Source organism: Fictibacillus sp. B-59209 (genome assembly GCF_036216745.1).
In the GTDB taxonomy this organism is placed as follows: Bacteria; Bacillota; Bacilli; order Bacillales; family Fictibacillaceae; genus Fictibacillus_C; species Fictibacillus_C marinisediminis.
Genome location: NZ_JARMMC010000016.1, coordinates 1 through 22,814, shown reverse-complemented (window position 1 = coordinate 22,814; position 22,814 = coordinate 1). Strand labels below are relative to the sequence as shown.

Sequence of the window (22,814 nt, the reverse complement as noted above, 5' to 3'; positions counted from 1 at the left end):
GGTGTAGAAGAAATGGCATGGGGATTGGCTTCATTTAACCGCAGGAAAGCAAACTTATTCATACAGGATCATGTCATTCGTTTCGTGGAATTTAAGCAGCCGGAAACGCTTGATATTCGTCAATTTGGGGAAAAGTATCTGCCTGAAGGGCTTATTAGGGATGGTAAAATTCAGGATCATGAAACACTTTCTCTTATTTTGGAAGAGTGTGTTAGTGACTGGGGGATTAAAGGGAGAGAAGTGCAATTTAATGTGCCCGATGCAAAACTCGTGATGCGCAAACAAAACCTGCCCTCTGAATTGAAAGAGGAGGAGATCAAGGGGTACCTTTATTTAGAATTGGGTTCCACCATCCATGTACCGTTTGATAATCCTGTATTTGACTATGTGATCCTTAACCGATCGAAGTCTTCTCTTGAAATATTGCTGTTTGCGGCGGCAGAAGAAATTGTGTCGGATTACACTTCAATGCTTGAACAGGCGAAATTGAAGCCCGTTGTTGCGGATGCTTCCTTCTTGGCGCTGTACCGTTATATTTTTCATCGCAGTTTGGCGGATCAAGAGGAACACATCCTTTGCCTTCAGTTTGATATCCAGTCGATTCAGCTTAGTATCTTTCATCAGCATAAACCATACTTCTTCAATCATTTGAAAATGGATGTAGATCTTTCAAACGTTACATTTAACCATGCACATAACAGCCAAGCGGCCTTTTGGGACGGAGAACCTGGATATTTGCATGGTGAAATTGATGATATGATGCTGGAAATTGACCGGATTGCCGGACACTATCGAAACAATTTAAGCTCGGGACAAGAAAGTGTGACGAAAATTCTGTTGACCGGTGAACACCCAGAACTGATTTATGTGAAAGAGAAGCTTTCTGCCAGGTTTTCCGTTCCAATTGTAATTATTTCTTCTGAATCCAACCAGAGAATTTCAGCAGATCTTCCATCCCGGTTTGATGTCGTGCTTGGCCTTGGTTTAAAAGAGGTGCAGCATGTTAGTTGATATCAATCTGCTGCCGCGAAAAGAGCGGTCATCTTTTTCATCCAAGCTGCTGCCCATGGGTGTTCTGGCCATACTGCTTGTAGGGAGCATCTGGCTTGGGGTGGATTATTATCTTGCAAAGAAAGAGGTTAACCAGACGAGGAATGACCTTAAACAAGAAAAGCAAATGGCTGATATTCAAAAGCAGAATGCGAAAAGCACAAAGCCTGCCGTAGCGAGTGCGCCGCTTCAGGAAAAGATCGACTATATAAAAGGTATGGAAATACCTGCAGCCGAACTGCTTCAGCATCTTGTCTCTTTCCTGCCGGAGCGCGGCTATTTTATAACGTACAAATATGATGGCGGCAAAGCTATTTCCATAGCTGTTCAGTTTGATACATTGCCTGATTCTGCACAGTACCTGCATGAGCTGTCATCATCCCCGAATTTTACGGATGCGGAGCTTGAAAAAGTGGAATCAAAAAAATTGGAAACAGATGATCTTAAAGGTGAAAAAAATGTACTCCCAAGATACTTGGCGACCTATAAGCTGACGTTAAACGAAGCGGCATTTAAGGACTTAAAGGATGGCGGAAAACAATGACCGAATCACTAAAAAAATACATTCTTCCGTTTTCAGCTGTTATCGTTCTGTTGGCTGGCGTCTTGTTTTATGTTGGGGTTATTACTCCTTTGCATGAAGAAGCCAACCAGAATGAAACGGAGACCAAGCTGCTGAAGAAGCAGAACGAGATGCCAGCCGTCCATGAAGCTTCAGCTCCATCCATGATTGAAAATACGTATGCTCTTCAGCAAGAGGTGCCGATCAAGCCTCTCGTTGACCAATTCATGCTTCAGCTGGAAAAAGCGGAGGTCCTTTCTGACAGTATTATTGAAGGAATGGAATTTAAAGGAGAGGATGGATCGGCGGCTCCTGCTCAGGGACAGCAAACTTCCCAGCCGGCTAGTACTGGTTCTTCTTCCCAGAACTCATCTAACACTCCAGATACCAATTCAACAACAGCTTCACAAACTGGAAAAACTGAAGATCCAAAGACGGGTTCCGATAAAGAAACAGCAGCTGTTCCTCTTGCTGGAGCGCCTCTTCCTGAAGGCGTAAAAAAAACCAGTGTGGAGCTTACCGTTACTTCAAAGGACTATAGTGGGCTAGCCCGGTTTGTAAAAGAGGTTGAAAAACTGAAGCGGATCTCGATTATTGAGGGAGTCGCTTTTACTGGTCCGGAGGAAGAACTTCCATCGACAGAAGAGACGCCTTTAATGGCAGAGGATCAGCCTGAGGGACTATCTTTTAAAATTTTAATCAGCGCCTACTATTTGCCGGAGCTAACACAATATATGAAAGATCTGCCGAAAATGAAGTATGATCATCCAGTAGAAAAAAAGGATCCGCTCACAAATGCTGAGCTTTCAAATGAAAAGAAAAAATAAGGACAAAGCGCTCTTTGGAGTGCTTTGTCTTTTTCTTTTCTATTCTAGTAAATAACATTCTTTTAGTTCTATGAAATGGGTGATCTGCATACCATGTTTACTAGATGATAGAACAAAGGAGCGGATGTTATGAAGGACCAAAAGCCGATCACGGTATTGATCAACGGCAAAGCCACTGCCTATAAAGAAGTGCAGAAAGAGCAGGAGACTTCGACGAAGGAAATCGCGGCGGCTATTTATACAGAAGAAGCAGCAGGGTGGGAGATTATTGATTCGGAAGGCGCCGGCAAAGTGCTTGATTTCAAAAAAGTAATTTCTTCAGTTCCTCGCCCGTCGACCTTACGGAAAAAGTGGTCCAAACGCAGAATGATAATCATGGATCATAAAAGGAACACCAGTCTGTTCTCAAAAAAATTCATGACTGCAGTCCTTGCTGCGATTGTAACAGGCTGCACGTTTGGAGCCATTATCCTTATGCTTTTTACCGGTGAAACGGCATCGACCCAGAGCCAGACAGTGGCTGCCCAACCTGGCAATGCTAGCTCCAAAGCACAGGCTCCGGCAACAATTTCAAATATCTCCATGGACTTTCATGCCGCTCAGAATGGACTCTTTTCCACAGAGAAAAAAGCGAAGGAAATAAGCGAGAGCATTAAAGATCAAGGATATGCAGCGGCTGTTTACAAACAAGGGGCAAACTATTCTGTCCTCATTGGTCTAGGCAATAAAAAAGAAGAGGCCCAAACACTGGCGGATGTTTATAAGCTTAAAGGAGTGGAAGTGTGGCCAAAACAGCTCGATGCTTCCTATACGAACTTGAAAATTCCGCACAAGATGGATGAACCATTTATCGTGAACGGCAAGATTCTCCTGCAGAATGTGATTACCCTTTCCCAGGTGCCGTCGCTCAGCAAGAAAGCGAAGGATTCGATAATGGAAGATTATGAAGGATGGAAAGCATACGGTGATAAGCAGCATGAACAATGGCCAGCCAAACAGGAAAAGGCTGTTAAAAACTATGAGGAGGATATTTCCCGGGCGTTAACCAAGCTGACGGCAAACCGGTCTGACGAGGCTGACTGGCCGCTGCAGCAATCTGTGCTAGACAGCTTTGTGTCCTATACAAAGCTCCTTGAAACCTTAAAATAGCCTATAATGAAGCAAAGCGGGGTGAACCTGCCTTGCTTCATTTATGTTTTCCATATAAAAGAAATCCGACAAATTTTAAAATAAAATGTTAAATCAAGACATAAACAGACAAGGTTTGGCGAAAAATTAATAGAACAATCATGATAAACGGATTACTTATTGTCTAACTTTGGAGATTTTGATATGCTTAATTCAATCTCTCTTGAAGTTAGACAGTTTTAGTGAACCGCTAATTAAAAGGGTGATTATATGAAACGCCTCATACTAGCCTCTTCTTCACCTCGAAGAAAAGAACTTCTTTCAATGAACCTTCTCTCGTACGAAGTTATTCCAAGTACTATTCAAGAGGTCATGGATCCCTCATTGTCACCTGAAGAGCTTGTTTGTTCGCTTGCTAGGCAAAAAGCGGAAGATGTATTTGGGCTGCACTCAGAACATGTGGTGCTTGGTGCAGATACGATTGTTGTGAACAATGGTACCGTATTGGGAAAACCGGCTGGAAGGGAAGAAGCCGTCGCTGCTCTCCGTTCGCTCTCAGGCCGGACTCATACCGTGTATACAGGTGTCTGCATTCTGTCCGAAGGCGTAGAACGTTTGTTTTCAGTTTCTACAGACGTAACGTTTTGGGAGCTTTCAGAAGCAGAGATCGAATATTATGTGAACAGCGGAGAACCGTTTGATAAAGCCGGCAGTTATGGGATCCAGGGATTGGGCGCAAGGCTCGTCCAGTCGATCGCCGGAGATTTTTACAGCGTGGTGGGATTGCCAGTATCCAGAGTAGTAAGGGAGCTTGAAAGCTTTGGAATCAGCGCAGTCAGTCAGGAAGATGACATTTAAGGAGGAATACGTAAGTGGGCGAAACACCGCTTATGATTCGAGATTATCCTGTACAAGAACGGCCGCGTGAGCGAATGCTCAACAGCGGACCGGAAACCCTGGCGAACCATGAACTCCTGGCTATATTATTGAGAACAGGATCAAAGAACGAATCTGTCCTTCAGCTTGCGAACCGAATCATTCAGCATTTTGAAGGGCTTCGTTTTTTGAAAGACGCAACGATTGGTGAATTGAAAGAAATTCACGGAATTGGGGATGCGAAAGCCGTTGAGCTTCTCGCGGCCATTGAATTGGGAAGGCGCATCAGCCGATTGCCGTTTGACGAACGGTTTGCGATCCGCTCACCTGACGATGGGGCTCAATACATGATGGATGAACTGCGCTTCCTTCAGCAGGAGCATTTTGTCTGTCTCTATTTAAATACGAAAAATCAAATCATCCACAAGAAAACGATTTTCATTGGAAGCCTGAATTCATCGATCGTCCATCCTAGGGAAGTTTTCAAGGAAGGATTCAGAAGGTCTGCGGCTTCCATTATTTGTTTCCACAATCACCCAAGCGGTGACCCCGCTCCGAGCAGGGAAGACATCGACGTTACAAAAAGATTAGTAGAATGCGGAAAAATGCTTGGAATTGAGCTTTTGGACCATATTATTATCGGCGATTTAAAATATGTAAGTTTAAAAGAAAAAGGTTATGTTTAACATTGTCATTTGCGCTTTTGTTAGCGTATAATCATATTTATGAGTTTTGCTTGATGAAAGGAGTTACATAAATGTTTGGTGGATTTTCAAGAGATTTAGGGATTGATTTAGGGACTGCTAACACTCTTGTTTACGTGAAGGGTAAGGGTGTTGTTGTGCGTGAACCTTCCGTGGTGGCATTGCGAACTGATACAGGATCAATTGAAGCAGTAGGGAACGATGCAAAAAATATGATTGGCCGTACACCAGGAAACATTGTAGCGGTTCGTCCAATGAAAGACGGAGTCATTGCGGATTTTGAAACAACAGCAACAATGATGAAGTATTTTATTCAGCAGGCACAGAAGAACCGTTCTGTATTTGCTAGAAAACCAAATGTCATGGTCTGTGTTCCTTCTGGAATTACAGCGGTTGAAAAACGTGCAGTAGAAGATGCAACAAAACAAGCTGGAGCCCGTGAAGCGTATACGATCGAAGAGCCTTTTGCAGCAGCAATCGGTGCAGATCTTCCGGTATGGGAGCCTACAGGAAGCATGGTCGTTGACATCGGCGGCGGTACTACAGAAGTGGCGATCATTTCCCTTGGAGGAATTGTAACGAGCCAATCGATCCGTATTGCCGGAGATGAGATGGACGATGCAATTATTCAGTATATTAAGAAAACCTACAACTTGATGATTGGTGAGCGTACAGCTGAAACGCTTAAACTTGAGATCGGTTCTGCCGGTTCTGCAGACGGAATTGAGAACATGGACATCCGCGGCCGTGATTTATTGACAGGCCTGCCGAAAACCATTACGATTTCCGCGGAAGAAGTTTCCAGCGCTCTTAGAGATACGGTTAACAGCATCATGGAGGCAGTAAAAGTGACGCTTGAAAAAACACCTCCTGAACTTGCTGCTGACATCATGGACCGCGGAATTGTACTTACTGGAGGAGGAGCTTTGCTTCGTAACCTGGATAAGGTGATCAGCGAAGAAACCAAGATGCCTGTCATCGTTGCTGAGAACGCATTGGACTGTGTCGCTGTCGGAACAGGACGCGCACTTGAAAACTTGCATCTTTTCCGTTCAAAGGCCGGGATTACTTCTCGTTCGAAAACAAAGGCTTAAGTAGGTGTTTAGATCGTGCCACAATTTTTCTCAAACAAGCGGCTAATTATTCTTCTTGCGAGTATCATAGTCTTGGTGGCAATGATCGGTTTTTCTATGAAAGATCGTGAAGAATTAAGCTGGCCGGAACAATTTTTAAAAGATACGGTTGGTGTAAGCCAGTCGCTGTTTTATAAACCCGCTAACTCTATAGCGGGTTTCTTTGAGAACCTGACAGAAATGAAGCATATGTATCATGAGAACAAACTGCTGAAATCCAAGCTGGATGAATATGCACAGCTGTCTGTGGATGTGCAGGAACTGAAAAAGGAAAACAAAACATTAAAGAGCCAGCTCGAAAAAGAGGCTGATCTTACGGAGTATAAGGTGAGGGAGGCTTCTGTCATCGGACGCTCTCCTGATCGATGGAACAAATTCATCTTTGTGAATAAAGGATACAGAGACGGTGTCAAATCCAAGATGGCTGTAGTTTCACCTGAAGGATTCATCGGCAAAGTGGCGAAGGTATCTGCTTTCCATTCCACGATACAGCTGATCAGCGACAACGACAGGACGAACCGTATTTCCGCTATCGCTGAAAGCAATAAGCGTATTTTCGGAATGATTGAAGGCTATGATTCTAAGAAACAAGCATTGCTGTTTAAAAAGATACCGGTAAATGCCAAGCTGGAAAAAGGCCAGAAGGTGATTACATCGGGTCTTGGCGAGGTCTTTCCGCGCGGGCTGCTGATCGGAACAGTCAAGGAAGTAAAGCCGGATGAATATGGGCTGACAAAGACCGCATATTTAAAGCCGTCTGCTAATCTTTATGATCTTGATCATGTGATGATTCTTGACCGGTCGATGCCTCAAGTCGATGAAAACGAATTTAAAGCAAAGGAGGAAGAATAATGAATAGGATTCTTCTTCCTTTTATTACCTATATTGCGTTTGTGGCTGAGAGTACGGTCATGCAGGTGCTGGCACCCGAACATTATGGATGGGGCTTCCTGTTAATTCCGCATTTTTCTCTTGTCCTGATCATTCTGATGTCATGCTATCTTAAACCTTCGTTTGGCATCGTGTTCGGGATGATCTTTGGGCTTCTTACCGATCTTATCTATACAGATCTGATCGGTGTGTACATGTTTTCTACCGCATTGGTGGCTTACTTTATTTCTGTTTTATCCCGCTATCTTTTCAGCAACTTTTTTGTTGCTATACTTTTAAGTGCAGCCGGGGTGGCAGGACTTGAATTTATGGTTTATGGATTAAACTCTTTAATTGGTATTGCCGATACAAGTATAGACTCCTTCTTTTATGACAGGCTGCTACCCACGCTTATCTTGAACGCTGTGTTTACGATTCTCGTTTATTATCCGTTTGTTAAGCTGCTGAAAAAGGTGAAGAAAACCATCCATGAAAACTAATGGACATAAAAAGAGGATTATTTAAAAAGTTGTCGAATGAAAGTATGTTGAGGTGAACGATGGCAATGGCACAAAAACTCCAACATAATGTTACAATAAAAGGCACGAAAGACGGTCTTGTCCTGCTGTTGGACGACCTATGCTCATTTGAGCAGCTGGTCGAGGAGCTACATGATAAATTATCCGACGACCATGGACAGTTGCTGAATGGACCGCTTATTTCAGTCATTGTCAAAACCGGCAACCGGTATTTATCAGACCAGCAGTCGGAGCTGGTGCGTGGAATTATCGGACAAAAGCAGAACCTGGACATCAAGCGGTTTGAATCCAATGTCATTACGGTGGCTGAAGCGGAGGAAATGAAGAAAGAAGCTCAGATCATGAGAGTTTCAAAAGTCATCCGTTCCGGCCAGGTGTTAAGTGTTCAGGGGGATCTTTTGCTGATCGGAGATGTAAATCCAGGCGGCACGATAATGGCAACCGGCAATATTTTTGTGATGGGTTCGTTAAAAGGCATCGCCCACGGAGGATCATCCGGTAACCGTGAAGCGGTTATTGCCGCTTCTGTCATGAAACCCACTCAGCTAAGAATTGCGGATCTGATCAGCCGGGCGCCTGACCATTATCCGGAAATTGGGCACGAAATGGAATGCGCCTATATTTCTGATGAAGAAAATCAAATTTTGATTGACCGAATCAGTACAGTACATAGAATCAGGCCCAATTTGAATCGTTTATAGTAAGAAAGGGGAATGAATCATGGGAGAGGCAATAGTCATTACTTCTGGGAAAGGGGGAGTCGGTAAAACTACGACTTCTGCGAATATCGGTACGTCCCTTGCCCTTTCTGGTAAAAAAGTATGTCTTGTTGATACTGACATCGGCCTTCGCAATCTGGATGTGTTAATGGGTCTGGAAAATCGAATCATTTATGATCTGGTTGACGTCGTCGAAGAGCGCTGCAAGCTTCACCAGGCGCTGATTAAAGATAAACGGTTTGAATGTTTATTCCTTCTTCCTGCCGCGCAGACCAAGGATAAAAGCTCCGTTCAACCGGAACAGATAAAGAAAATCATTACAGAATTAAAACAGGATTATGATTACGTCATCATCGACTGTCCTGCTGGTATCGAACAAGGATTCAAGAATGCAGTTGCAGGTGCGGACAAGTCCATCGTGGTGACGAATCCTGAAATTTCTTCGGTTCGTGATGCTGACCGTATTATCGGGCTGCTTGAACAAGAAGAAGTGGAAGCTCCTAAACTGATCGTTAACCGAGTACGAAACCACCTGGCTAAAAGCGGTGACATGCTTGATGTGGATGAGATTGTATCCATCCTTGCCATTGAGCTGATCGGCGTGGTCGTTGATGATGAGAATGTCATCAAAGCGGCAAATAAAGGTGAACCGATCGCGATGAACCCCGATAGCAAAGCGTCCATCGCCTATCGGAATATCGCAAGACGAATTCTTGGAGAATCTGTCCCTCTGACTACGATTGATGAGGAAAAAGGATTCTTCTCAAAAATTAAAACGTTGCTGGGAATGAGATAATTCATTCCCGAATTTCCTTCATTAAAAGGGAGGCAGTCCATCTGCCCTTCCCCGGACTTGGAGGATTTTTTATTCTTCAGGCAAAGACCCTTTCTTCCTCTGTCATAAGGCCCGCGGACAAGTCATAAGATGTGGTATAACATGATGCGGAGGAATGGATGATGAGAAACAGTGCGGATGATATAAGACGGCGGTATGCAGACAGGCTTGCTCAAGGAGAGAATGAAACGTTCAGAACCAGCTTGTATACAGGGAGTACAGCTTCAATGGAAGAAAAGAAGAAAGGCCCCCGATTTAACGGGTTGTTCTTTTTATTTCAGATCATGATGTCCGTGTGCCTTTTTCTTGGGGCGGGAATTCTATTTAAAAATGACAGTGAGCTTTCGGCAAAAGGGCAGAGTTTGATTAAGAAAATGTACCACAGTGAGTTTCAGTTTGCAGCCGCGAAAAAATGGTACGAGAATCAATTTGGGAAACCACTGGCGTTATTGCCTGAAAAACAAATTGAACCAGGCAAGAATGCAACAGCTGCAAATAAAAACGAAGATTATGCCCAGCCTGCATCTGGAAGAGTGTATGAATCCTTTGAGACGAACGGAAAAGGCATTATGATGGAGACGGGAAAAACATCGAACGTGGATACCGTAAAAGAAGGATATGTCATTTTTATCGGCAAAAAGAAAGACCTTGGAAATACCGTCGTCATCCAGCACAGCAATGGGGAAGAATCTTGGTATGGCGAGTTGGACAGCATTGATCCCGATGTAAAGCTCTACAGCTATATGGAAAGCAAAAAACACCTTGGTAAAGTGACACCGAATAAGGACGGAAAAACAGGTAAATTTTACTTTGCCCTGAAAAAAGGCAACACATTTGTTGATCCGAGCAAGGTGATCCCTTTTGAATAATCCTGTTTTTCAATTTTTCAGCAAAGTAAAGATTAACCCCCTTTTTTGGCTAATCATTGGGCTCTCAATCATCACCGGACATTTTCGTGAAATCATATTGCTGTTTCTGGCAGTTTTTATACATGAGATGGGTCATTATGCGGGGGCCCATCTTTTTCAATGGCGTGTAAAGAAAATCGAACTTTTTCCGTTTGGCGGAGTTGCGGAAGTAGAGGAACATGGAAACCGGCCGTTCCGTGAAGAAGTGATCGTTACACTGCTGGGCCCTGTGCAGCATCTTTGGCTTATGCTGGCCGCTTTTTTCTTATTTCAGCTTGGCTGGTGGAATCCTCAGGACTTTGAGTGGTTTATTAAAATGAACGTAACTCTTCTGGTTTTTAATCTGCTGCCGGTATGGCCCCTTGATGGAGGAAAACTGATGTTTGCCGCTGCAGCCAGCATTTTTCCATTTAAAAAAGCACATACTGTATTTTTATTAACCTCTTTCTCCATCATGCTGATCCTGTTCTTTTCATTTTTACCCCGGGATCCCCTGCATTTAAATCTATGGTTCGTGACGATCTTCCTTGGTGTCTCTCATTATATCGAGTGGAAAAGGCGGCAGTTTGTCTTCCTTCGTTTCTTGATGTCGAGGATTGCGGATGACAGGAGATCGGGCTGGCTGACAAAGCCCATACATGTTCCCTCGGATGCAGCGCTTTATGACGTCATCAGTCTGTTTCGAAAAGGGGTCCGTCATTTTATCGTCATCCAGGCTTCGGAAACAAACAGGATCGTGGAAGAGAAGCAGGTGCTTAACATGTTTTTTTCATCCAATCAGGTCAGATGTGCAATCGGACATCTTTTTCGTTAAAATAAAAGGATGAGTGACGTAAGCGAGGTAAGTAAATGTGAAAAAAATTATTATTAATGCTTTAACCCAAATCAAAAGAACAGCAGTCATGGATTTCGATGAAGCGATAGAACTTCAAGTTGATGATTCGTCCGATCAGACTGTACCTGGAAGCATCTATAAAGGCAGGGTAAAGAAAGTGCTGCCTGGCATGCAGGCGGCCTTTGTGGACATTGGAGCTGAGAAGAACGGATTCATTCATCGTGATGACCTGCTTTCCTATCAGCAGACGTATATGGCACCAGAAGATAAGAAAGGGACATCCATCAGTTCTTTTGTGAAAGAGGGGGAAGAACTGATCGTCCAGGTAATAAAGGAAGAAACAGATTCAAAAGGAGCGAGGCTGACCGGGATGCTGGCAATCCCGGGCTCACGGCTTGTTTTCCTTCCGAACGCTTCTCATATCGGTGTATCCAAGAAAATGAGCAGGAACGAGAAGGAAAAATGGCGTCTATTTGGCCATTCTCTTGTGAAAGGCGAAGATGGCGTGATTTTTCGTACCGCATGCACGGGACAATCGGAAGATGATATACAAGCGGAGTTCGACGGACTTGTAGAGAGGCACCGCCATCTGGCGGCACGGGCGGAACAAGCGGCAGCTCCTGCTCTTTTGCATGATGAAGGTGATTATCTGAATAAGATTATCCGTGACCATGCGTATGAAGACGAAACGGAGATCATCATTGATGACGGAGGGGAATTCAGGAAACTGATCTGGCTGGCCAAGCCTTTTCCGCTGCTTCAAAAGAATATCGTTTTGTACAGCGGGAAGGAGAATATCTTCTCCTATTACGGAGTTGACGCACAATGGGAAAAAGCACTCCGACCGCATGTCTGGCTCAAAAACGGAGGTTCATTGCGGATTGATCACACCGAAGCCATGTCTGTTATTGATGTTAACACGGATAAATTCACAGGGAAATCAAGCCGGAGGGAAACTGTTCTTCAAACGAACCTTCAAGCGGCTGAGGAGATTGCGAAACAGCTTCGGCTTAGAAACATTTCCGGCATGATTGTCATTGATTTCATTACGATGAACGAGCCAGAGGATCAGCAGCGTGTAGAGGAAGCTTTAAAAGCTGCACTTGCTCTCGATGGAACAACTACCGTGGTTCACGGATTTACCCGAATGGGCGTATTTGAAATGACTCGCAAAAAAGAGAAAAAGCCACTGTTCCATGTACTGACCGAGCCTTGTTCTGTCTGTAAGGGCACAGGCAGGGTGCAGTCTGCAAGAACAGTCGCCAATCAGGCAGAACTGGCGCTGCGGGAATATCGCCACATGGATGATGAAGCTCTGTGGATCGAAGCTACTCCTGAAGTAGCCCGCCATTTAAGAGGGATAGACAGTGAACATCTTCAAGATCTTGAGTCGCTTCTCTCGTATCGGATTTATATAAGTGAAAGCGGCCACGATTCCATCCCATCCTATGCTATCCGCCATATCGGGCCGATTAATGAAATTGAAGAAAGAATGAAAAGATAAATTGACATGGCAGAACACAACATGGTATGATTCTTCTGTTAGTTTATTGGAGCACCCGCTCCAACCGCTCAGGAACAGGTTTTCAAGCTTACATAAGCACCTGTGATGGCGAGTCTGAGTTTACAAGGAGGTGCACGTGATGTACGCAATTATTCAAACTGGTGGCAAACAAGTAAGAGTTGAAGAAGGTCAAGTGATCTATGTTGAAAAGCTTGATGTGGAAGCTGGCGATACTGTAACATTCGAGGATGTTCTTATGGTTGGTGGAGACAGCCTGAAAGTAGGAGCTCCTTTGCTTGATGGAGTGACTGTAACAGGTAAAGTTGAAAAACATGGGCGAGGCCAAAAAGTGGTCGTTTACAAGTTCAAAGCGAAAAAGAACTACCGTCGTAAACAAGGTCACCGTCAGCCTTACACTAAAGTAGTTATCGACAAAATCAACGGTTAATTCCAATGATTAAGGTAACCATCTACAGAGATGAACAGCATCACATTCGTTCATTTTCAATGAGTGGACATGCCGATTCCGGCCCTTATGGACAAGATCTTGTCTGTGCCGGTGCATCAGCCGTCTCTTTTGGAGCGATCAATGCGATGGAAGTCCTGTGCAGCATTACACCTGATGTGGAAACACAACAGGATGGAGGCTACCTGGTTTTCCGTGCTCCGGATCATCTTGAAGACCATATCCATGAAAAAGTGCAGCTTCTTCTGGAAGGTATGGTTGTTTCCTTAAAAACAATCGAAAACGACTATGGTCGATTTATTTCATTGCAGGAAAAACAAGCATAGTCTTGGTTTGCTGCAAAACACCGAATGAGGAGGTGGGACGAATGCTAAAATTAAACCTTCAATACTTTGCTTCCAAAAAGGGAGTAGGTAGCACAAAGAACGGTCGTGATTCCCAATCAAAGCGCCTTGGTGCTAAGAGAGCGGATGGTCAAATGGTATCAGGCGGATCTATTCTTTACCGTCAGCGCGGTACAAAAATCTATCCTGGTATGAATGTTGGCCGTGGCGGAGATGACACTCTTTTTGCGAAAGTGGACGGAGTTGTTCGTTTTGAGCGTCTTGGACGTGACCGCAAACAAGTAAGTGTATACCCAATCGCAAACGAAGCGTAAGAAGATAGCTCTAACCGGGTTGGTTAGAGCTTTTTCTTTTGTAAATGGGTATTTATTAACAGGCTTTTGGGTCTAATACCATTGAAGCAGAGGAAATGGCAATTTAACTATTCAAACAGGAGTGCAAATATGGGTAAAGATTGGTCAACGTTAGAATTATTAAGGCATGCCCGCCATGACTGGCTCAATCAGCTCCAGCTTATTAAGGCAAACCTATCTATGGGTCGGACCGAACGGGCAAAGGAGATTATCGAGGAAATCATTCTTATTTCCAGGCACGAATCAAACCTCATGAATTTGAAAGTTCCTGAATTGGCAGAGTACCTCATAACCTTCAACTGGCTGAAACACCCCATTGTACTTGAAACGGAAGTTGCCGGTGAGGCGAGAGACCTCTCAAAGGTTGGGAAGGTCATACTTGAGGCTTGCCAGTCTCTTTTTGCGGTCATGAACCGCTCGGTTAATCCGCTGGCTGAAAATCGGCTTGTTTTCACGATCTCAAACCAACAGCATCCTTCCGCTTTTATGTTTCGCTTAACGGGCAGTATACATAATACAGAGGAATTTGAGTCGGAGCTGAAGGATGTCATTTCAGCACATAAATTATTAGACGTAATCGAAAGCTATATTCAACCCCATGAAGTATTTCTTGTTTTACAGATGAAACAGTAAAGAAATTATAGAAGGAGGCGAGCAAACATGTTCGTGGATCAGGTCAAAATTTTTGTGAAAGCCGGAGACGGCGGAAACGGAATGGTTGCGTTTCGCCGTGAAAAATACGTACCTAACGGCGGACCTGCCGGCGGAGACGGCGGTAAAGGCGCTAATGTTATTTTTGAAGTAGAAGAGGGTCTGCGTACGTTAATGGACTTTCGCTTTAACAAGCATTTTAAAGCCAAGCGCGGTGAACATGGCATGTCCAAAGGCATGCATGGCAAAAATTCAGAAGATATGATCGTAAAAGTACCACCTGGCACAGTCGTAACAGATGCTGAAACAGGACAAGTACTAGCAGACCTTGTTCATCATGAACAGCGTGCTGTTATTGCCAAAGGCGGACGAGGAGGAAGGGGAAATACCCGTTTTGCTACACCGGCAAACCCTGCTCCTGAGCTTTCGGAAAACGGGGAACCAGGTGAAGAAAGAGAAGTTGTTTTAGAATTAAAGGTACTAGCGGATGTTGGGCTTGTTGGATTCCCGAGCGTAGGGAAATCCACGCTTCTTTCTGTTGTATCCGCGGCTAGGCCAAAGATTGCAGAATACCACTTTACGACCATCACTCCTAATTTAGGCGTAGTGGCAGTAGATGATGGCAGAAGCTTTGTGATGGCTGACCTGCCAGGGTTGATCGAAGGCGCGCATGAAGGCGTTGGCCTCGGACATCAGTTCCTTCGCCATATTGAACGGACAAGGGTTATCCTGCATGTGATCGACATGTCCGGCATGGAAGGAAGAGATCCATACGAGGACTTCATTAAAATTAATGAAGAACTAAAGCAATACAATTTAAGGCTTACAGAACGTCCGCAGATTGTTGTAGCCAACAAAATGGATATTCCGGGTGCGGAAGAAAACCTGGAAGAATTTAAACAGAGGCTATCTGAGGATATTCCTGTTTATCCGATATCAGCAGTTACAAGACAAGGATTAAAAGAGGTCCTTTACACAACAGCTGATCTTCTGGAAAACACACCTGAGTTCCCGCTGATCCATGAGGAAAAAGAAGAGAGCCGGGTGCTGTACCGCCACGAAAAGGAAGAGTCCGGTTTTTATATTACACGGGATTCTGCTGGTACATTTATCATCAACGGACCAAAGATCGAAAAACTATTCAAAATGACAGACTTTACAAGAGACGAGTCAGTAAAACGGTTTGCACGCCAGATGCGTTCCATGGGTGTGGACGAAGCGCTTCGTGAAAAAGGTGCGGAACACGGGGATACCATCCGAATCTTGAAATATGAATTTGAATTTATCGAATAGGCTGCGCTTGAGGGCAGTCTATTTTTTGTCTATATGGGATAGACATATGGTTATCTCATTGGATATACTTATGAAAAAGCCCGTTTTGGAGGTTACATATGAAAGAAAGGCAATTTTACATGGTCAGGGAAGATGTTCTTTCAGAATCCATGCAAAAAACGCTTGAAGCAAAATCCTTGTTAGACCGTGGCAAGGTAAAAACTGTCGCGGAGGCTGCTGAAAAAGTGGGCCTCAGCAGGAGTGCGTTCTATAAGTACAGGGATGGAATTTTTCCTTTTCATACGATGATCAAAGAAAAGATCATCACCCTTTCCATCAATCTCGAAGACCGTTCAGGTGCGTTGTCAAGCCTTCTCACCATTGTTGCCTCTGTTGGCTGCAATGTGCTCACCATTAACCAGACCATACCGCTGCAAGGGAGAGCCAATGTGATGCTGACGATTGAAACCAACGGCCTTCGTGGTGAAATCAATGAACTGCTGACCACATTGAATCGTATGGAAGCTGTAGAGCGAGTCGAAGTGATTGGAACCGGGGCATAACAACAAAAAGAAGGGGGCTGTCCAAGAAGTCTGGTAGCTGTTGATCTCCGCTCCAGGCTGCTCGCTTTCCGCGGNNTGAAGATTTTTCACGTCAAAGGGGCTGCCTGAAGGTCAATTTTCGACTTTCAGGACAGCCCCCTCTTTTTTATGAATGCAAATATCCTTTTTGTTTAAGCTCCCTGCATACGTTATCCAGCTGCTCTTTCGTTGGTGCCTCGAGCATATGAAGGTGGATGCCCTCTGTTAATGTACTGAGCAATGCAGCGTTTGTTGATGACAATTTGCCGAGAAAATCCTCTACATCCTTTCGGGTACTGAGAAGAAGAGATGCAGTCAGGTCTCCGTAAATCGGGTGTTCGACAATTACATTCTTAACAGTCACTCCATGATCGACAATTGTAAAAAGTTCATCTTTCGTTTGCTCAGGAGAATGGTTGGAAACAATCAAATGTCTATGTGGAACATCTTTTTCTTCCGTTTTTAAATAGAGGTATCCTTGGGAAGTGGCGATAATCGGTTCATTTTTTGCTTTTAACAGCGAGATGTCGCCAACAATAACCTGGCGGCTGACATTTGTTTTAAGTGCGAGTTCACCGCCTTTGATTGGGCTCTTGCTCTCTTTTAACCACTTTAGTATGAGGTCTCTTCTTTCGTCTCCTGGTTTTTTTGGAGTCTCCATTACACATTTTCAACTCCCTGTTTGATAATAAAAGCGTTGTGTAAGATCATGGATGGCTGCAGCCAAAGCCTTAATTTCCTCTTTTGTTGTTTCTTTTCCGAGTGTAATCCGCACGAGTTCATGTGCTTCATCCGCTGATCGCCCCATCGCAAGGAGTGTTTTGGAAGGTTCCTGCTTTCCTGCTTTACAAGCTGAACCGGTTGAAACAGCGATCTTCTGGCGGTTTAATTCTAGCATGACATACTGCCCTTCAATCCCTTTCAGACGAATGGCCAGAAAATGTGGCAGCGTCGTATGGCTGTCTCCTTCAATGATTAAACATTCATCTTCTTCTGTCAGGGAAAGAAAGTAGTTTTTTAATTCTTCTACATTTGTCTTCCATTCTACCATACGAGTCACGTGATTGCTTGCCGCTGTAATAAAAGAAACGATTCCCGGAGTGTTGATTGTTCCAGGGCGAAACCCTTTTTCATGTGTACCGTTCTTGAGCAGCGGCTGCCAGGTGAGAGTGGGGGAAATATATACAGCACCTACACCTTTAGGGCCATGAATTTTATGAGAAGAAACAGTAAGAGCACCAATATTCATTTTCACCGCATGAAGAGGGATCTTTCCGAACGTCTGGACACAGTCACTATGGAAAATGACATTCTCTTCTTTCAGCAAAGCTCCGATTTCACCTAATGGCTGGATAACGCCTATCTCACTGTTTCCATGAGTAATCGTAGCGAGAATGGTCTCTTTTCGAATGGCGCTGCGAAGATCGTTTAAAGCGATCCTCCCGTTCTGATCAACAGGAAGTACGGTGATTTCAAAGCCTTCATTTTCTAGAAAAGCAAGGGCCTGCTGCACGGATCCATGCTCTAGCGGTGAAGTGATGATGTGGTTTCCTTTTTCCTTGTTTCCAAAAGCAAGGCTTGTGAGCGCAAGAAAATTACCGTCGGACCCTCCTCCTGTAAAGTAGATCCCTTCACTATTGCAGCCAATCATCCCGGCCAGTTCAGAACGTGCCAGATTGACCAGATCTGCAGCCTGTGATCCTTGGTCATGCAGGCTCGAGGTATTTCCAAAGTACATTTTTGCTGTTTCTGTAAAAGCATACAGTGCTTCTTCTGACATAGGAGTCGTTGCTGCGTAATCAAGATAAATCATTCTTAAACCGCCTCTCGTAAAAAACTCTTGTCATAAGTGTAATTCTATGTAAATATAAGTGTCAAGACACCTGTAAAGAAAATGAACGGGGGTTTCGTCATGAACGTAGAGTCTACAGACGTTCTCATTATCGGCTCCGGCATTGCTGGATTAATGACAGCCGAATGTTTACGCTCGCATAAGAATGTGACAATCATCACAAAGTCTTCCTTCCAGAACAGCAATTCTTATCATGCCCAAGGAGGGATTGCAGCGGTCACTGAAAAAGAAGACCACTGGGCTGAACACTTTATAGATACCGTAAAAGCAGGAAGTTTTCACAATGAAGAAACTCTCACCGAGATTCTGGTCAAAGAAGGTCCGGACATGATCCGAACGATGGAGGATTGGAAGGTTCCCTTTGACCGCAACAAAGATGGCAGTCCCACGCTCGGCAGGGAAGGAGAACATCGGCGGGCACGGATCGTCCATGCTGGCGGTGATAGAACAGGTTCAAAAATAGTTGATGTCCTTTATCAAAGAATCTCACATCATATTACGGTCAAAGAATTTGAAATAGCTGGGGACCTTATCATTAAGCAAGGAAAATGCGTTGGTGCCTGGACAAAGAATGCGGACGGTAAGATTACTGTTTATTTCGCAGACTCTGTCATTCTTGCTTCCGGAGGCGCAGCTGGTCTTTATACCGTCAATTCCAACGACAAAAGCATTACAGGAGACAGCATCGCCCTTGCATTTCGAGCAGGTGCGGTACTCTCTGACCTGGAATTTATACAGTTTCATCCAACGATGCTATTTACGAATGGGGCATCTTTCGGTTTAGTATCGGAAGCGGTAAGAGGAGAAGGGGGCACATTGGTTACTTCCGAAGGAACACCCTTGATGTCTGGTGTCCATGAGATGGGTGACTTGGCACCTCGAGATATCGTATCGAGGACTATTTTTGAATTCATTCAAAAGGGATATGAAATTTTTCTTGATGTTTCAAAAGTGAAAAGCTTCACAAACCGGTTTCCTGCCATAACAGCAAATTGCCGAAACGCTGGAATTGTACTTAACGAAGGCAGAATTCCTGTTGCCCCGGGTGCTCATTTTACAATGGGAGGAGCGGTCACAAACCAATGGGGGGAAACGACAGTTCCTCATCTGTATGCTGTTGGGGAAGCTTCCCGAACCGGCGTGCATGGCGCCAACAGGCTTGCGAGCAACTCACTGCTTGAAGGTGTAGTCTTCGCCAAACGGACAGCTGCAAGGATTATGGCTTTGAAAGAGCATGAAGCCTCCCTGTACCCGGTTAAATGGGAATATACAGAACAACAGAAGAGGAGATGGCCGGAGAAACATGAGATTCAAAGACAAATGACACAGTATGCAGGGATTGTCCGGACAAGGGAAGGCCTGGGTGAAGCGATCCGCTGGTTTGAAAATTTCTCCATAGAAAAGCCGGATTATCACTGTAAACCCGATGAAATTGAAAGGATTAACATGCTGCAAACCGGCTGGCTGATCGTTACATCTGCTCGCTTGCGGACAGAGAGCAGGGGCGGCCATTACAGAAGTGATTTTCCGTCCAACGATGATAACTGCTGGCTGAAAAAACAAGTATACAGAAAGAAGGATCAAAATGAACAAGCTGAAGCTAAAAAAGCAGCTGCAGGAATTTTTTCTTGAAGATCTTGGAGAAGGGGACATCACATGCGGATTGCTGTTTCCGGAGGATGAGGAGACAGAAGCGCGCTTTATCGCTAAAAAATCCGGTGTATTTTCGGGAATGGATGTGATTTCCGAAGGGTACCGGCTGCTAAGCGAAAATTGTACAGTTGTTCCTAATGTGAAAGACGGCGATGTTATTAAACCTGGACAGATTCTTGCTGAGGTGAAAGGTCCTGCATCTGCTATTTTTGGCGGAGAACGAGTCATTCTGAATCTCGTGCAGAGGATGTCAGGGATAGCGACGCTAACGAATGAAGCAGTAACCGTTCTAAACAGTGAAACAACGAAAATTTGCGACACGCGTAAAACCACACCAGGGCTCAGGATGTTCGAGAAATACGCTGTCCGCTGCGGCGGAGGGTATAACCACCGTTTCGGCCTGTATGACGGGGTGATGGTCAAAGACAATCATATCGCCCGGGCTGGCGGTATAACTGAAGCCGTAAATACTGTGAAGTCCAGTCTGGGACACATGGTGAAAGTGGAAGTAGAAACAGAGAATCTTGAACAGGTGAAAGAAGCTGTAAGCGCAGGTGCGGATGTGATTATGTTCGATAACCGCACACCAGAAGAGATTGGAGCATGGAAACATCATGTTCCTGGTCATATCATTACGGAAGCTTCCGGAGGCATATCCCTTGATGAACTTCGTCATTATGAGAAAACAGGAGTGAATTTTATTTCGCTTGGATTGCTCACTCACTCAGCGGTATCACTCGACATCAGTTTAAACATTACAGGGGGGTTAAAAGATGAGCTTACTGGAAGCCTTCAAGCTGAAATCCGGAATTCCTGAAACCTATTTCACGATGACGGAAGAAGAGATGATCGAACGGGTCAGAGCAGTTAAGAAGAAGCTCGGAGACCGTTTGTATATTCCAGGACATCACTATCAAAAAGATGAAGTGATTCAATTTGCGGATACGTCGGGAGATTCGCTACAGCTCGCCCAGCAGTCGGCCAATAACCGTGATGCGGAATTCATCGTATTTTGCGGGGTGCACTTCATGGCGGAAACAGCGGATATGCTGACGGAATCTCATCAAAAAGTGATCCTTCCGGATATGAGAGCCGGATGTTCCATGGCGGACATGGCGGATATCCATCAGACAGAGAAAGCGTGGGACCGATTACAGTCCTTGTTCGGTGATACGCTCCTGCCGCTCACGTATGTCAATTCTACGGCAGCCATCAAAGCATTCTGCGGTAAGAATGGGGGTGCAACCGTGACCTCATCAAATGCAGAACGAATGCTGGAATGGGCGTTTGCACAAAAAGAAAGAATCCTTTTTCTTCCCGATCAGCACTTGGGCCGGAACACTGCCTATACGCTGGGTGTTCCATTAGAGCAAATGGCTGTATGGGATCCAATTGCTAATAAATTGGAATATGACGGAAATCTGGATGCAGTTAAAGTGATTCTCTGGAAAGGACACTGTTCGGTCCATGAAAAATTCACAGTTGATAATATTCGATCCTTGCGTGTGAACGATCCAGAGATGAAGGTCATCGTCCATCCAGAGTGCAGCCATGAAGTCGTTCAGCAATCGGATATGGCGGGCTCCACTCATTATATTATTCAGACGATCCAAAACGCTGAGCCAAACAGCGCTTGGGCGATAGGGACAGAGATGAATCTCGTCAACCGCCTTAAAAAAAACTATCCGGATAAACGGATAATTTCTTTAAATCCTAATATGTGCCCCTGTCTGACGATGAACCGCATTGATCTTCCTCATCTGACATATGCGCTTGAAAAAATCGCACAGGGAGATCCTCAGAACATCATAACAGTGGACAGCGAAACAACTGAATACGCAGTAAAAGCTCTTGAGAGAATGTTAGCAAGAGCGTAGATGACTCCTTCCTGTCAAAGTCATACAGCTGATTTTCAGGGCATAAATTGGTAAAAGACCGACTACTGAAATAGGTAGTAGCACAATGCCCAGATTCTCATATACTGTATAGAAATTTGGCAGGAGGGAGTTTTGTTTACGTGAGAATTCATATCGTTCAAAAAGGTGATACTCTCGAAAAAATCGCCGATAAGTATAATGTAACTTCTGAAGAATTAAGAAGAGTGAATTTCGGTTTATCTTCAGGCGCTCTTGAAAGAGGATCAAAAGTAAAGATTCCTTCTGAACAAGTGCCGATCGGACGCGGAGAGAAAGCAAAGATGCCGTTTATGATGCCAGGCTCTAAAAAAGAGCAGCCGAAGAAAAAAGAAATGCCCAAAAAAGAAATGCCAGCAGCTCCAGTTCAGGAAATTCCGGTTCCAGCCCCGCCGCCACCGCCGCCAAAACCTGCACCTATTCCAGCTCCGCCTAAAGCAGCACCGATTATCCCAAAAGCAGCACCAATAATCGCAAAAGCAGCACCGATAATCCTAAAAGCTGAACCTAAAATGGCGCCAAAGGCCGAGCATAAAATGCCGATGAAAGCAGAACCCATCATGCCGTTAAAGCCGGCACCGGCAAAAAAGGATATGCCATTTAATCCATTGCTTCCGAAAAAAGATTACAAAGAATCGTCCATGAAATCACCAAAACCGCTTGCCCCTATGTCTCATAAAGATTTTGCGGCGTTTATGGAATCATCCTCATCTTCACATATGAAATGGGGACATCACCACGAGCCGATTCACTATAAAGAACCTCAAATGAACTATGTGCCGCCTGCCTATCTTTCCCCGGGGCTCGTCCATGGAAAAGACCAGTTTGGAATGGGGAAACAGCATAAACATCCATTCTTGGGTGAAGAGTCATCTTCTGTAATGAACCAGATGTATTCAGGTGTTCCGCCGATGTTTGAACAGCCTCAGGGGTACACTGCTCCAGTATATGGAGGTGCAGGGGCAGGAATGCCGCCATTCAGTGCCATGCCTTATCAAGGCCAGGGACAGCAGGCAGGATCTTATCCTCAAGGTCCCCCAGGCGGTTTACAAATGGGTATGGGGGCGCCAGGTTCAGGCCAGATGGGATACAGCAGCATGCCTCAGACTGGAATGCAACAGCAGCCTAATATGGCATCCCAGCACGGAATGATGCTATCGCAGGATCAGCAGCAAAATCCATATGCTACGTTTATGCCGATGCAAGGTCAGCCGATGGGCCAGGGAATGCAAGTTCAGC

26 protein-coding genes and 1 other annotated feature are annotated in these 22,814 nt (G+C 44.7%); of the genes, 24 read left to right on the top strand and 2 right to left on the bottom strand.

The annotated features are described in order from the left end of the window. Nucleotides 1-12: 12 nt before the first annotated feature. The 20 genes from pilM (at nucleotide 13) to P4361_RS11835 (ending at nucleotide 16,139) form a co-directional block, all read left to right on the top strand. Nucleotides 13-1,011 (top strand): type IV pilus biogenesis protein PilM, encoded by a 999-nt coding sequence (gene pilM / locus P4361_RS11930; protein ID WP_328089565.1) that lies wholly within the window; start codon nucleotides 13-15, stop codon nucleotides 1,009-1,011. Next, nucleotides 1,001-1,594, top strand: a complete 594-nt coding sequence (locus P4361_RS11925) for a PilN domain-containing protein (protein ID WP_328089564.1) — start codon at nucleotides 1,001-1,003, stop codon at nucleotides 1,592-1,594. Before pilM ends, P4361_RS11925 begins: the two co-directional genes overlap by 11 nt. After that, complete coding sequence (locus P4361_RS11920) at nucleotides 1,591-2,439, top strand: hypothetical protein (RefSeq protein ID WP_328089563.1); 849 nt, start codon at nucleotides 1,591-1,593, stop codon at nucleotides 2,437-2,439. The genes P4361_RS11925 and P4361_RS11920 overlap by 4 nt, the downstream gene beginning before the upstream one ends. A 129-nt stretch (nucleotides 2,440-2,568) precedes the next feature. Next, a complete protein-coding gene (locus P4361_RS11915; RefSeq protein ID WP_328089562.1) occupies nucleotides 2,569-3,588 on the top strand; it encodes an SPOR domain-containing protein in 1,020 nt (339 codons plus the stop codon). Between the two features lie 249 nt (nucleotides 3,589-3,837). Further along, the gene (locus P4361_RS11910; RefSeq protein ID WP_053357692.1) at nucleotides 3,838-4,425 is read left to right on the top strand and encodes a Maf family protein; all 588 of its coding nucleotides are present in this window, start codon (nucleotides 3,838-3,840) and stop codon (nucleotides 4,423-4,425) included. A 32-nt stretch (nucleotides 4,426-4,457) separates the two neighbouring features. After that, the gene (gene radC / locus P4361_RS11905; protein ID WP_328089596.1) at nucleotides 4,458-5,129 is read left to right on the top strand and encodes a RadC family protein; all 672 of its coding nucleotides are present in this window, start codon (nucleotides 4,458-4,460) and stop codon (nucleotides 5,127-5,129) included. Nucleotides 5,130-5,200: 71 nt separating this feature from the next. Beyond that, on the top strand, nucleotides 5,201-6,241 hold the full coding sequence (locus P4361_RS11900) for a rod shape-determining protein (protein ID WP_053357693.1): 1,041 nt from the start codon (nucleotides 5,201-5,203) through the stop codon (nucleotides 6,239-6,241). Between the two features lie 15 nt (nucleotides 6,242-6,256). Further along, the gene (gene mreC, locus P4361_RS11895) at nucleotides 6,257-7,132 is read left to right on the top strand and encodes a rod shape-determining protein MreC (protein WP_256226212.1); all 876 of its coding nucleotides are present in this window, start codon (nucleotides 6,257-6,259) and stop codon (nucleotides 7,130-7,132) included. Beyond that, nucleotides 7,132-7,650, top strand: coding sequence for a rod shape-determining protein MreD (gene mreD / locus P4361_RS11890; protein ID WP_328089560.1), 519 nt, complete (start codon nucleotides 7,132-7,134; stop codon nucleotides 7,648-7,650). Before mreC ends, mreD begins: the two co-directional genes overlap by 1 nt. A gap of 65 nt (nucleotides 7,651-7,715) precedes the next feature. Further along, nucleotides 7,716-8,390 (top strand): septum site-determining protein MinC, encoded by a 675-nt coding sequence (minC, locus tag P4361_RS11885; RefSeq protein WP_053357696.1) that lies wholly within the window; start codon nucleotides 7,716-7,718, stop codon nucleotides 8,388-8,390. A 19-nt stretch (nucleotides 8,391-8,409) separates the two neighbouring features. Continuing rightward, entirely contained in the window at nucleotides 8,410-9,204 is a 795-nt protein-coding gene (minD, locus tag P4361_RS11880) for a septum site-determining protein MinD (protein WP_053357697.1), read from the top strand. A 158-nt stretch (nucleotides 9,205-9,362) separates the two neighbouring features. Next, nucleotides 9,363-10,112 carry a M23 family metallopeptidase gene (locus P4361_RS11875; protein WP_328089558.1) on the top strand — a complete coding sequence of 250 codons (750 nt, stop codon included), beginning with the start codon at nucleotides 9,363-9,365 and terminating at the stop codon, nucleotides 10,110-10,112. Then, nucleotides 10,105-10,965 (top strand): M50 family metallopeptidase, encoded by an 861-nt coding sequence (locus P4361_RS11870; protein WP_091004194.1) that lies wholly within the window; start codon nucleotides 10,105-10,107, stop codon nucleotides 10,963-10,965. The genes P4361_RS11875 and P4361_RS11870 overlap by 8 nt, the downstream gene beginning before the upstream one ends. Nucleotides 10,966-11,002: 37 nt before the next feature. Then, the gene (locus P4361_RS11865) at nucleotides 11,003-12,490 is read left to right on the top strand and encodes an Rne/Rng family ribonuclease (protein ID WP_328089556.1); all 1,488 of its coding nucleotides are present in this window, start codon (nucleotides 11,003-11,005) and stop codon (nucleotides 12,488-12,490) included. A gap of 52 nt (nucleotides 12,491-12,542) precedes the next feature. Further along, nucleotides 12,543-12,616 (top strand) — a sequence feature (ribosomal protein L21 leader region). Nucleotides 12,617-12,629: 13 nt separating this feature from the next. Then, nucleotides 12,630-12,938, top strand: a complete 309-nt coding sequence (gene rplU / locus P4361_RS11860; RefSeq protein ID WP_053357701.1) for a 50S ribosomal protein L21 — start codon at nucleotides 12,630-12,632, stop codon at nucleotides 12,936-12,938. A gap of 5 nt (nucleotides 12,939-12,943) precedes the next feature. Further along, nucleotides 12,944-13,282, top strand: coding sequence for a ribosomal-processing cysteine protease Prp (locus tag P4361_RS11855; RefSeq protein ID WP_091004197.1), 339 nt, complete (start codon nucleotides 12,944-12,946; stop codon nucleotides 13,280-13,282). 41 nt (nucleotides 13,283-13,323) lie between these two features. Continuing rightward, the gene (gene rpmA, locus P4361_RS11850) at nucleotides 13,324-13,614 is read left to right on the top strand and encodes a 50S ribosomal protein L27 (RefSeq protein ID WP_053357703.1); all 291 of its coding nucleotides are present in this window, start codon (nucleotides 13,324-13,326) and stop codon (nucleotides 13,612-13,614) included. A 129-nt stretch (nucleotides 13,615-13,743) separates the two neighbouring features. Then, nucleotides 13,744-14,286 carry a Spo0B C-terminal domain-containing protein gene (locus P4361_RS11845; RefSeq protein ID WP_256226207.1) on the top strand — a complete coding sequence of 181 codons (543 nt, stop codon included), beginning with the start codon at nucleotides 13,744-13,746 and terminating at the stop codon, nucleotides 14,284-14,286. A 27-nt stretch (nucleotides 14,287-14,313) separates the two neighbouring features. Next, a complete protein-coding gene (obgE, locus tag P4361_RS11840) occupies nucleotides 14,314-15,597 on the top strand; it encodes a GTPase ObgE (protein WP_053357705.1) in 1,284 nt (427 codons plus the stop codon). 98 nt (nucleotides 15,598-15,695) lie between these two features. Next, nucleotides 15,696-16,139 (top strand): ACT domain-containing protein, encoded by a 444-nt coding sequence (locus P4361_RS11835; protein WP_053357706.1) that lies wholly within the window; start codon nucleotides 15,696-15,698, stop codon nucleotides 16,137-16,139. 145 nt (nucleotides 16,140-16,284) lie between these two features. On the opposite strand, the gene P4361_RS11830 is transcribed toward P4361_RS11835, so the two are convergent. Next, nucleotides 16,285-16,818 carry a transcription repressor NadR gene (locus P4361_RS11830; RefSeq protein WP_328089554.1) on the bottom strand — a complete coding sequence of 178 codons (534 nt, stop codon included), beginning with the start codon at nucleotides 16,816-16,818 and terminating at the stop codon, nucleotides 16,285-16,287. 9 nt (nucleotides 16,819-16,827) lie between these two features. Then, nucleotides 16,828-17,970, bottom strand: coding sequence for an IscS subfamily cysteine desulfurase (locus P4361_RS11825; RefSeq protein ID WP_328089553.1), 1,143 nt, complete (start codon nucleotides 17,968-17,970; stop codon nucleotides 16,828-16,830). 99 nt (nucleotides 17,971-18,069) lie between these two features. Here P4361_RS11825 and nadB point away from each other — a divergent pair, with 99 nt between their 5' ends. The 4 genes from nadB to P4361_RS11805 form a co-directional block, all read left to right on the top strand. Beyond that, nucleotides 18,070-19,641 (top strand): L-aspartate oxidase, encoded by a 1,572-nt coding sequence (gene nadB, locus P4361_RS11820; protein ID WP_328089551.1) that lies wholly within the window; start codon nucleotides 18,070-18,072, stop codon nucleotides 19,639-19,641. Continuing rightward, on the top strand, nucleotides 19,595-20,479 hold the full coding sequence (gene nadC / locus P4361_RS11815) for a carboxylating nicotinate-nucleotide diphosphorylase (protein ID WP_328089550.1): 885 nt from the start codon (nucleotides 19,595-19,597) through the stop codon (nucleotides 20,477-20,479). Before nadB ends, nadC begins: the two co-directional genes overlap by 47 nt. Next, nucleotides 20,436-21,539, top strand: a complete 1,104-nt coding sequence (gene nadA / locus P4361_RS11810) for a quinolinate synthase NadA (RefSeq protein WP_328089549.1) — start codon at nucleotides 20,436-20,438, stop codon at nucleotides 21,537-21,539. Before nadC ends, nadA begins: the two co-directional genes overlap by 44 nt. Before the next feature lie 140 nt (nucleotides 21,540-21,679). Continuing rightward, the coding region (locus tag P4361_RS11805) for a LysM peptidoglycan-binding domain-containing protein (protein ID WP_328089548.1) at nucleotides 21,680-22,814 on the top strand (1,135 nt) is incomplete at its 3' end.

What these genes read in the sequence shown, in the direction of transcription:
- pilM (WP_328089565.1), top strand. Translation starts at nt 13, where the DNA reads ATGGCATGGGGATTGGCTTCATTTAACCGCAGGAAAGCAAACTTATTC.
- P4361_RS11925 (WP_328089564.1), top strand. Translation starts at nt 1,001, where the DNA reads ATGTTAGTTGATATCAATCTGCTGCCGCGAAAAGAGCGGTCATCTTTT.
- P4361_RS11920 (WP_328089563.1), top strand. Translation starts at nt 1,591, where the DNA reads ATGACCGAATCACTAAAAAAATACATTCTTCCGTTTTCAGCTGTTATC.
- P4361_RS11915 (WP_328089562.1), top strand. Translation starts at nt 2,569, where the DNA reads ATGAAGGACCAAAAGCCGATCACGGTATTGATCAACGGCAAAGCCACT.
- P4361_RS11910 (WP_053357692.1), top strand. Translation starts at nt 3,838, where the DNA reads ATGAAACGCCTCATACTAGCCTCTTCTTCACCTCGAAGAAAAGAACTT.
- radC (WP_328089596.1), top strand. Translation starts at nt 4,458, where the DNA reads ATGATTCGAGATTATCCTGTACAAGAACGGCCGCGTGAGCGAATGCTC.
- P4361_RS11900 (WP_053357693.1), top strand. Translation starts at nt 5,201, where the DNA reads ATGTTTGGTGGATTTTCAAGAGATTTAGGGATTGATTTAGGGACTGCT.
- mreD (WP_328089560.1), top strand. Translation starts at nt 7,132, where the DNA reads ATGAATAGGATTCTTCTTCCTTTTATTACCTATATTGCGTTTGTGGCT.
- minC (WP_053357696.1), top strand. Translation starts at nt 7,716, where the DNA reads ATGGCACAAAAACTCCAACATAATGTTACAATAAAAGGCACGAAAGAC.
- minD (WP_053357697.1), top strand. Translation starts at nt 8,410, where the DNA reads ATGGGAGAGGCAATAGTCATTACTTCTGGGAAAGGGGGAGTCGGTAAA.
- P4361_RS11875 (WP_328089558.1), top strand. Translation starts at nt 9,363, where the DNA reads ATGATGAGAAACAGTGCGGATGATATAAGACGGCGGTATGCAGACAGG.
- rplU (WP_053357701.1), top strand. Translation starts at nt 12,630, where the DNA reads ATGTACGCAATTATTCAAACTGGTGGCAAACAAGTAAGAGTTGAAGAA.
- P4361_RS11855 (WP_091004197.1), top strand. Translation starts at nt 12,944, where the DNA reads ATGATTAAGGTAACCATCTACAGAGATGAACAGCATCACATTCGTTCA.
- rpmA (WP_053357703.1), top strand. Translation starts at nt 13,324, where the DNA reads ATGCTAAAATTAAACCTTCAATACTTTGCTTCCAAAAAGGGAGTAGGT.
- P4361_RS11845 (WP_256226207.1), top strand. Translation starts at nt 13,744, where the DNA reads ATGGGTAAAGATTGGTCAACGTTAGAATTATTAAGGCATGCCCGCCAT.
- obgE (WP_053357705.1), top strand. Translation starts at nt 14,314, where the DNA reads ATGTTCGTGGATCAGGTCAAAATTTTTGTGAAAGCCGGAGACGGCGGA.
- P4361_RS11835 (WP_053357706.1), top strand. Translation starts at nt 15,696, where the DNA reads ATGAAAGAAAGGCAATTTTACATGGTCAGGGAAGATGTTCTTTCAGAA.
- P4361_RS11830 (WP_328089554.1), bottom strand. Translation starts at nt 16,818, where the DNA reads ATGGAGACTCCAAAAAAACCAGGAGACGAAAGAAGAGACCTCATACTA.
- P4361_RS11825 (WP_328089553.1), bottom strand. Translation starts at nt 17,970, where the DNA reads ATGATTTATCTTGATTACGCAGCAACGACTCCTATGTCAGAAGAAGCA.
- nadB (WP_328089551.1), top strand. Translation starts at nt 18,070, where the DNA reads ATGAACGTAGAGTCTACAGACGTTCTCATTATCGGCTCCGGCATTGCT.
- nadC (WP_328089550.1), top strand. Translation starts at nt 19,595, where the DNA reads ATGAACAAGCTGAAGCTAAAAAAGCAGCTGCAGGAATTTTTTCTTGAA.
- nadA (WP_328089549.1), top strand. Translation starts at nt 20,436, where the DNA reads ATGAGCTTACTGGAAGCCTTCAAGCTGAAATCCGGAATTCCTGAAACC.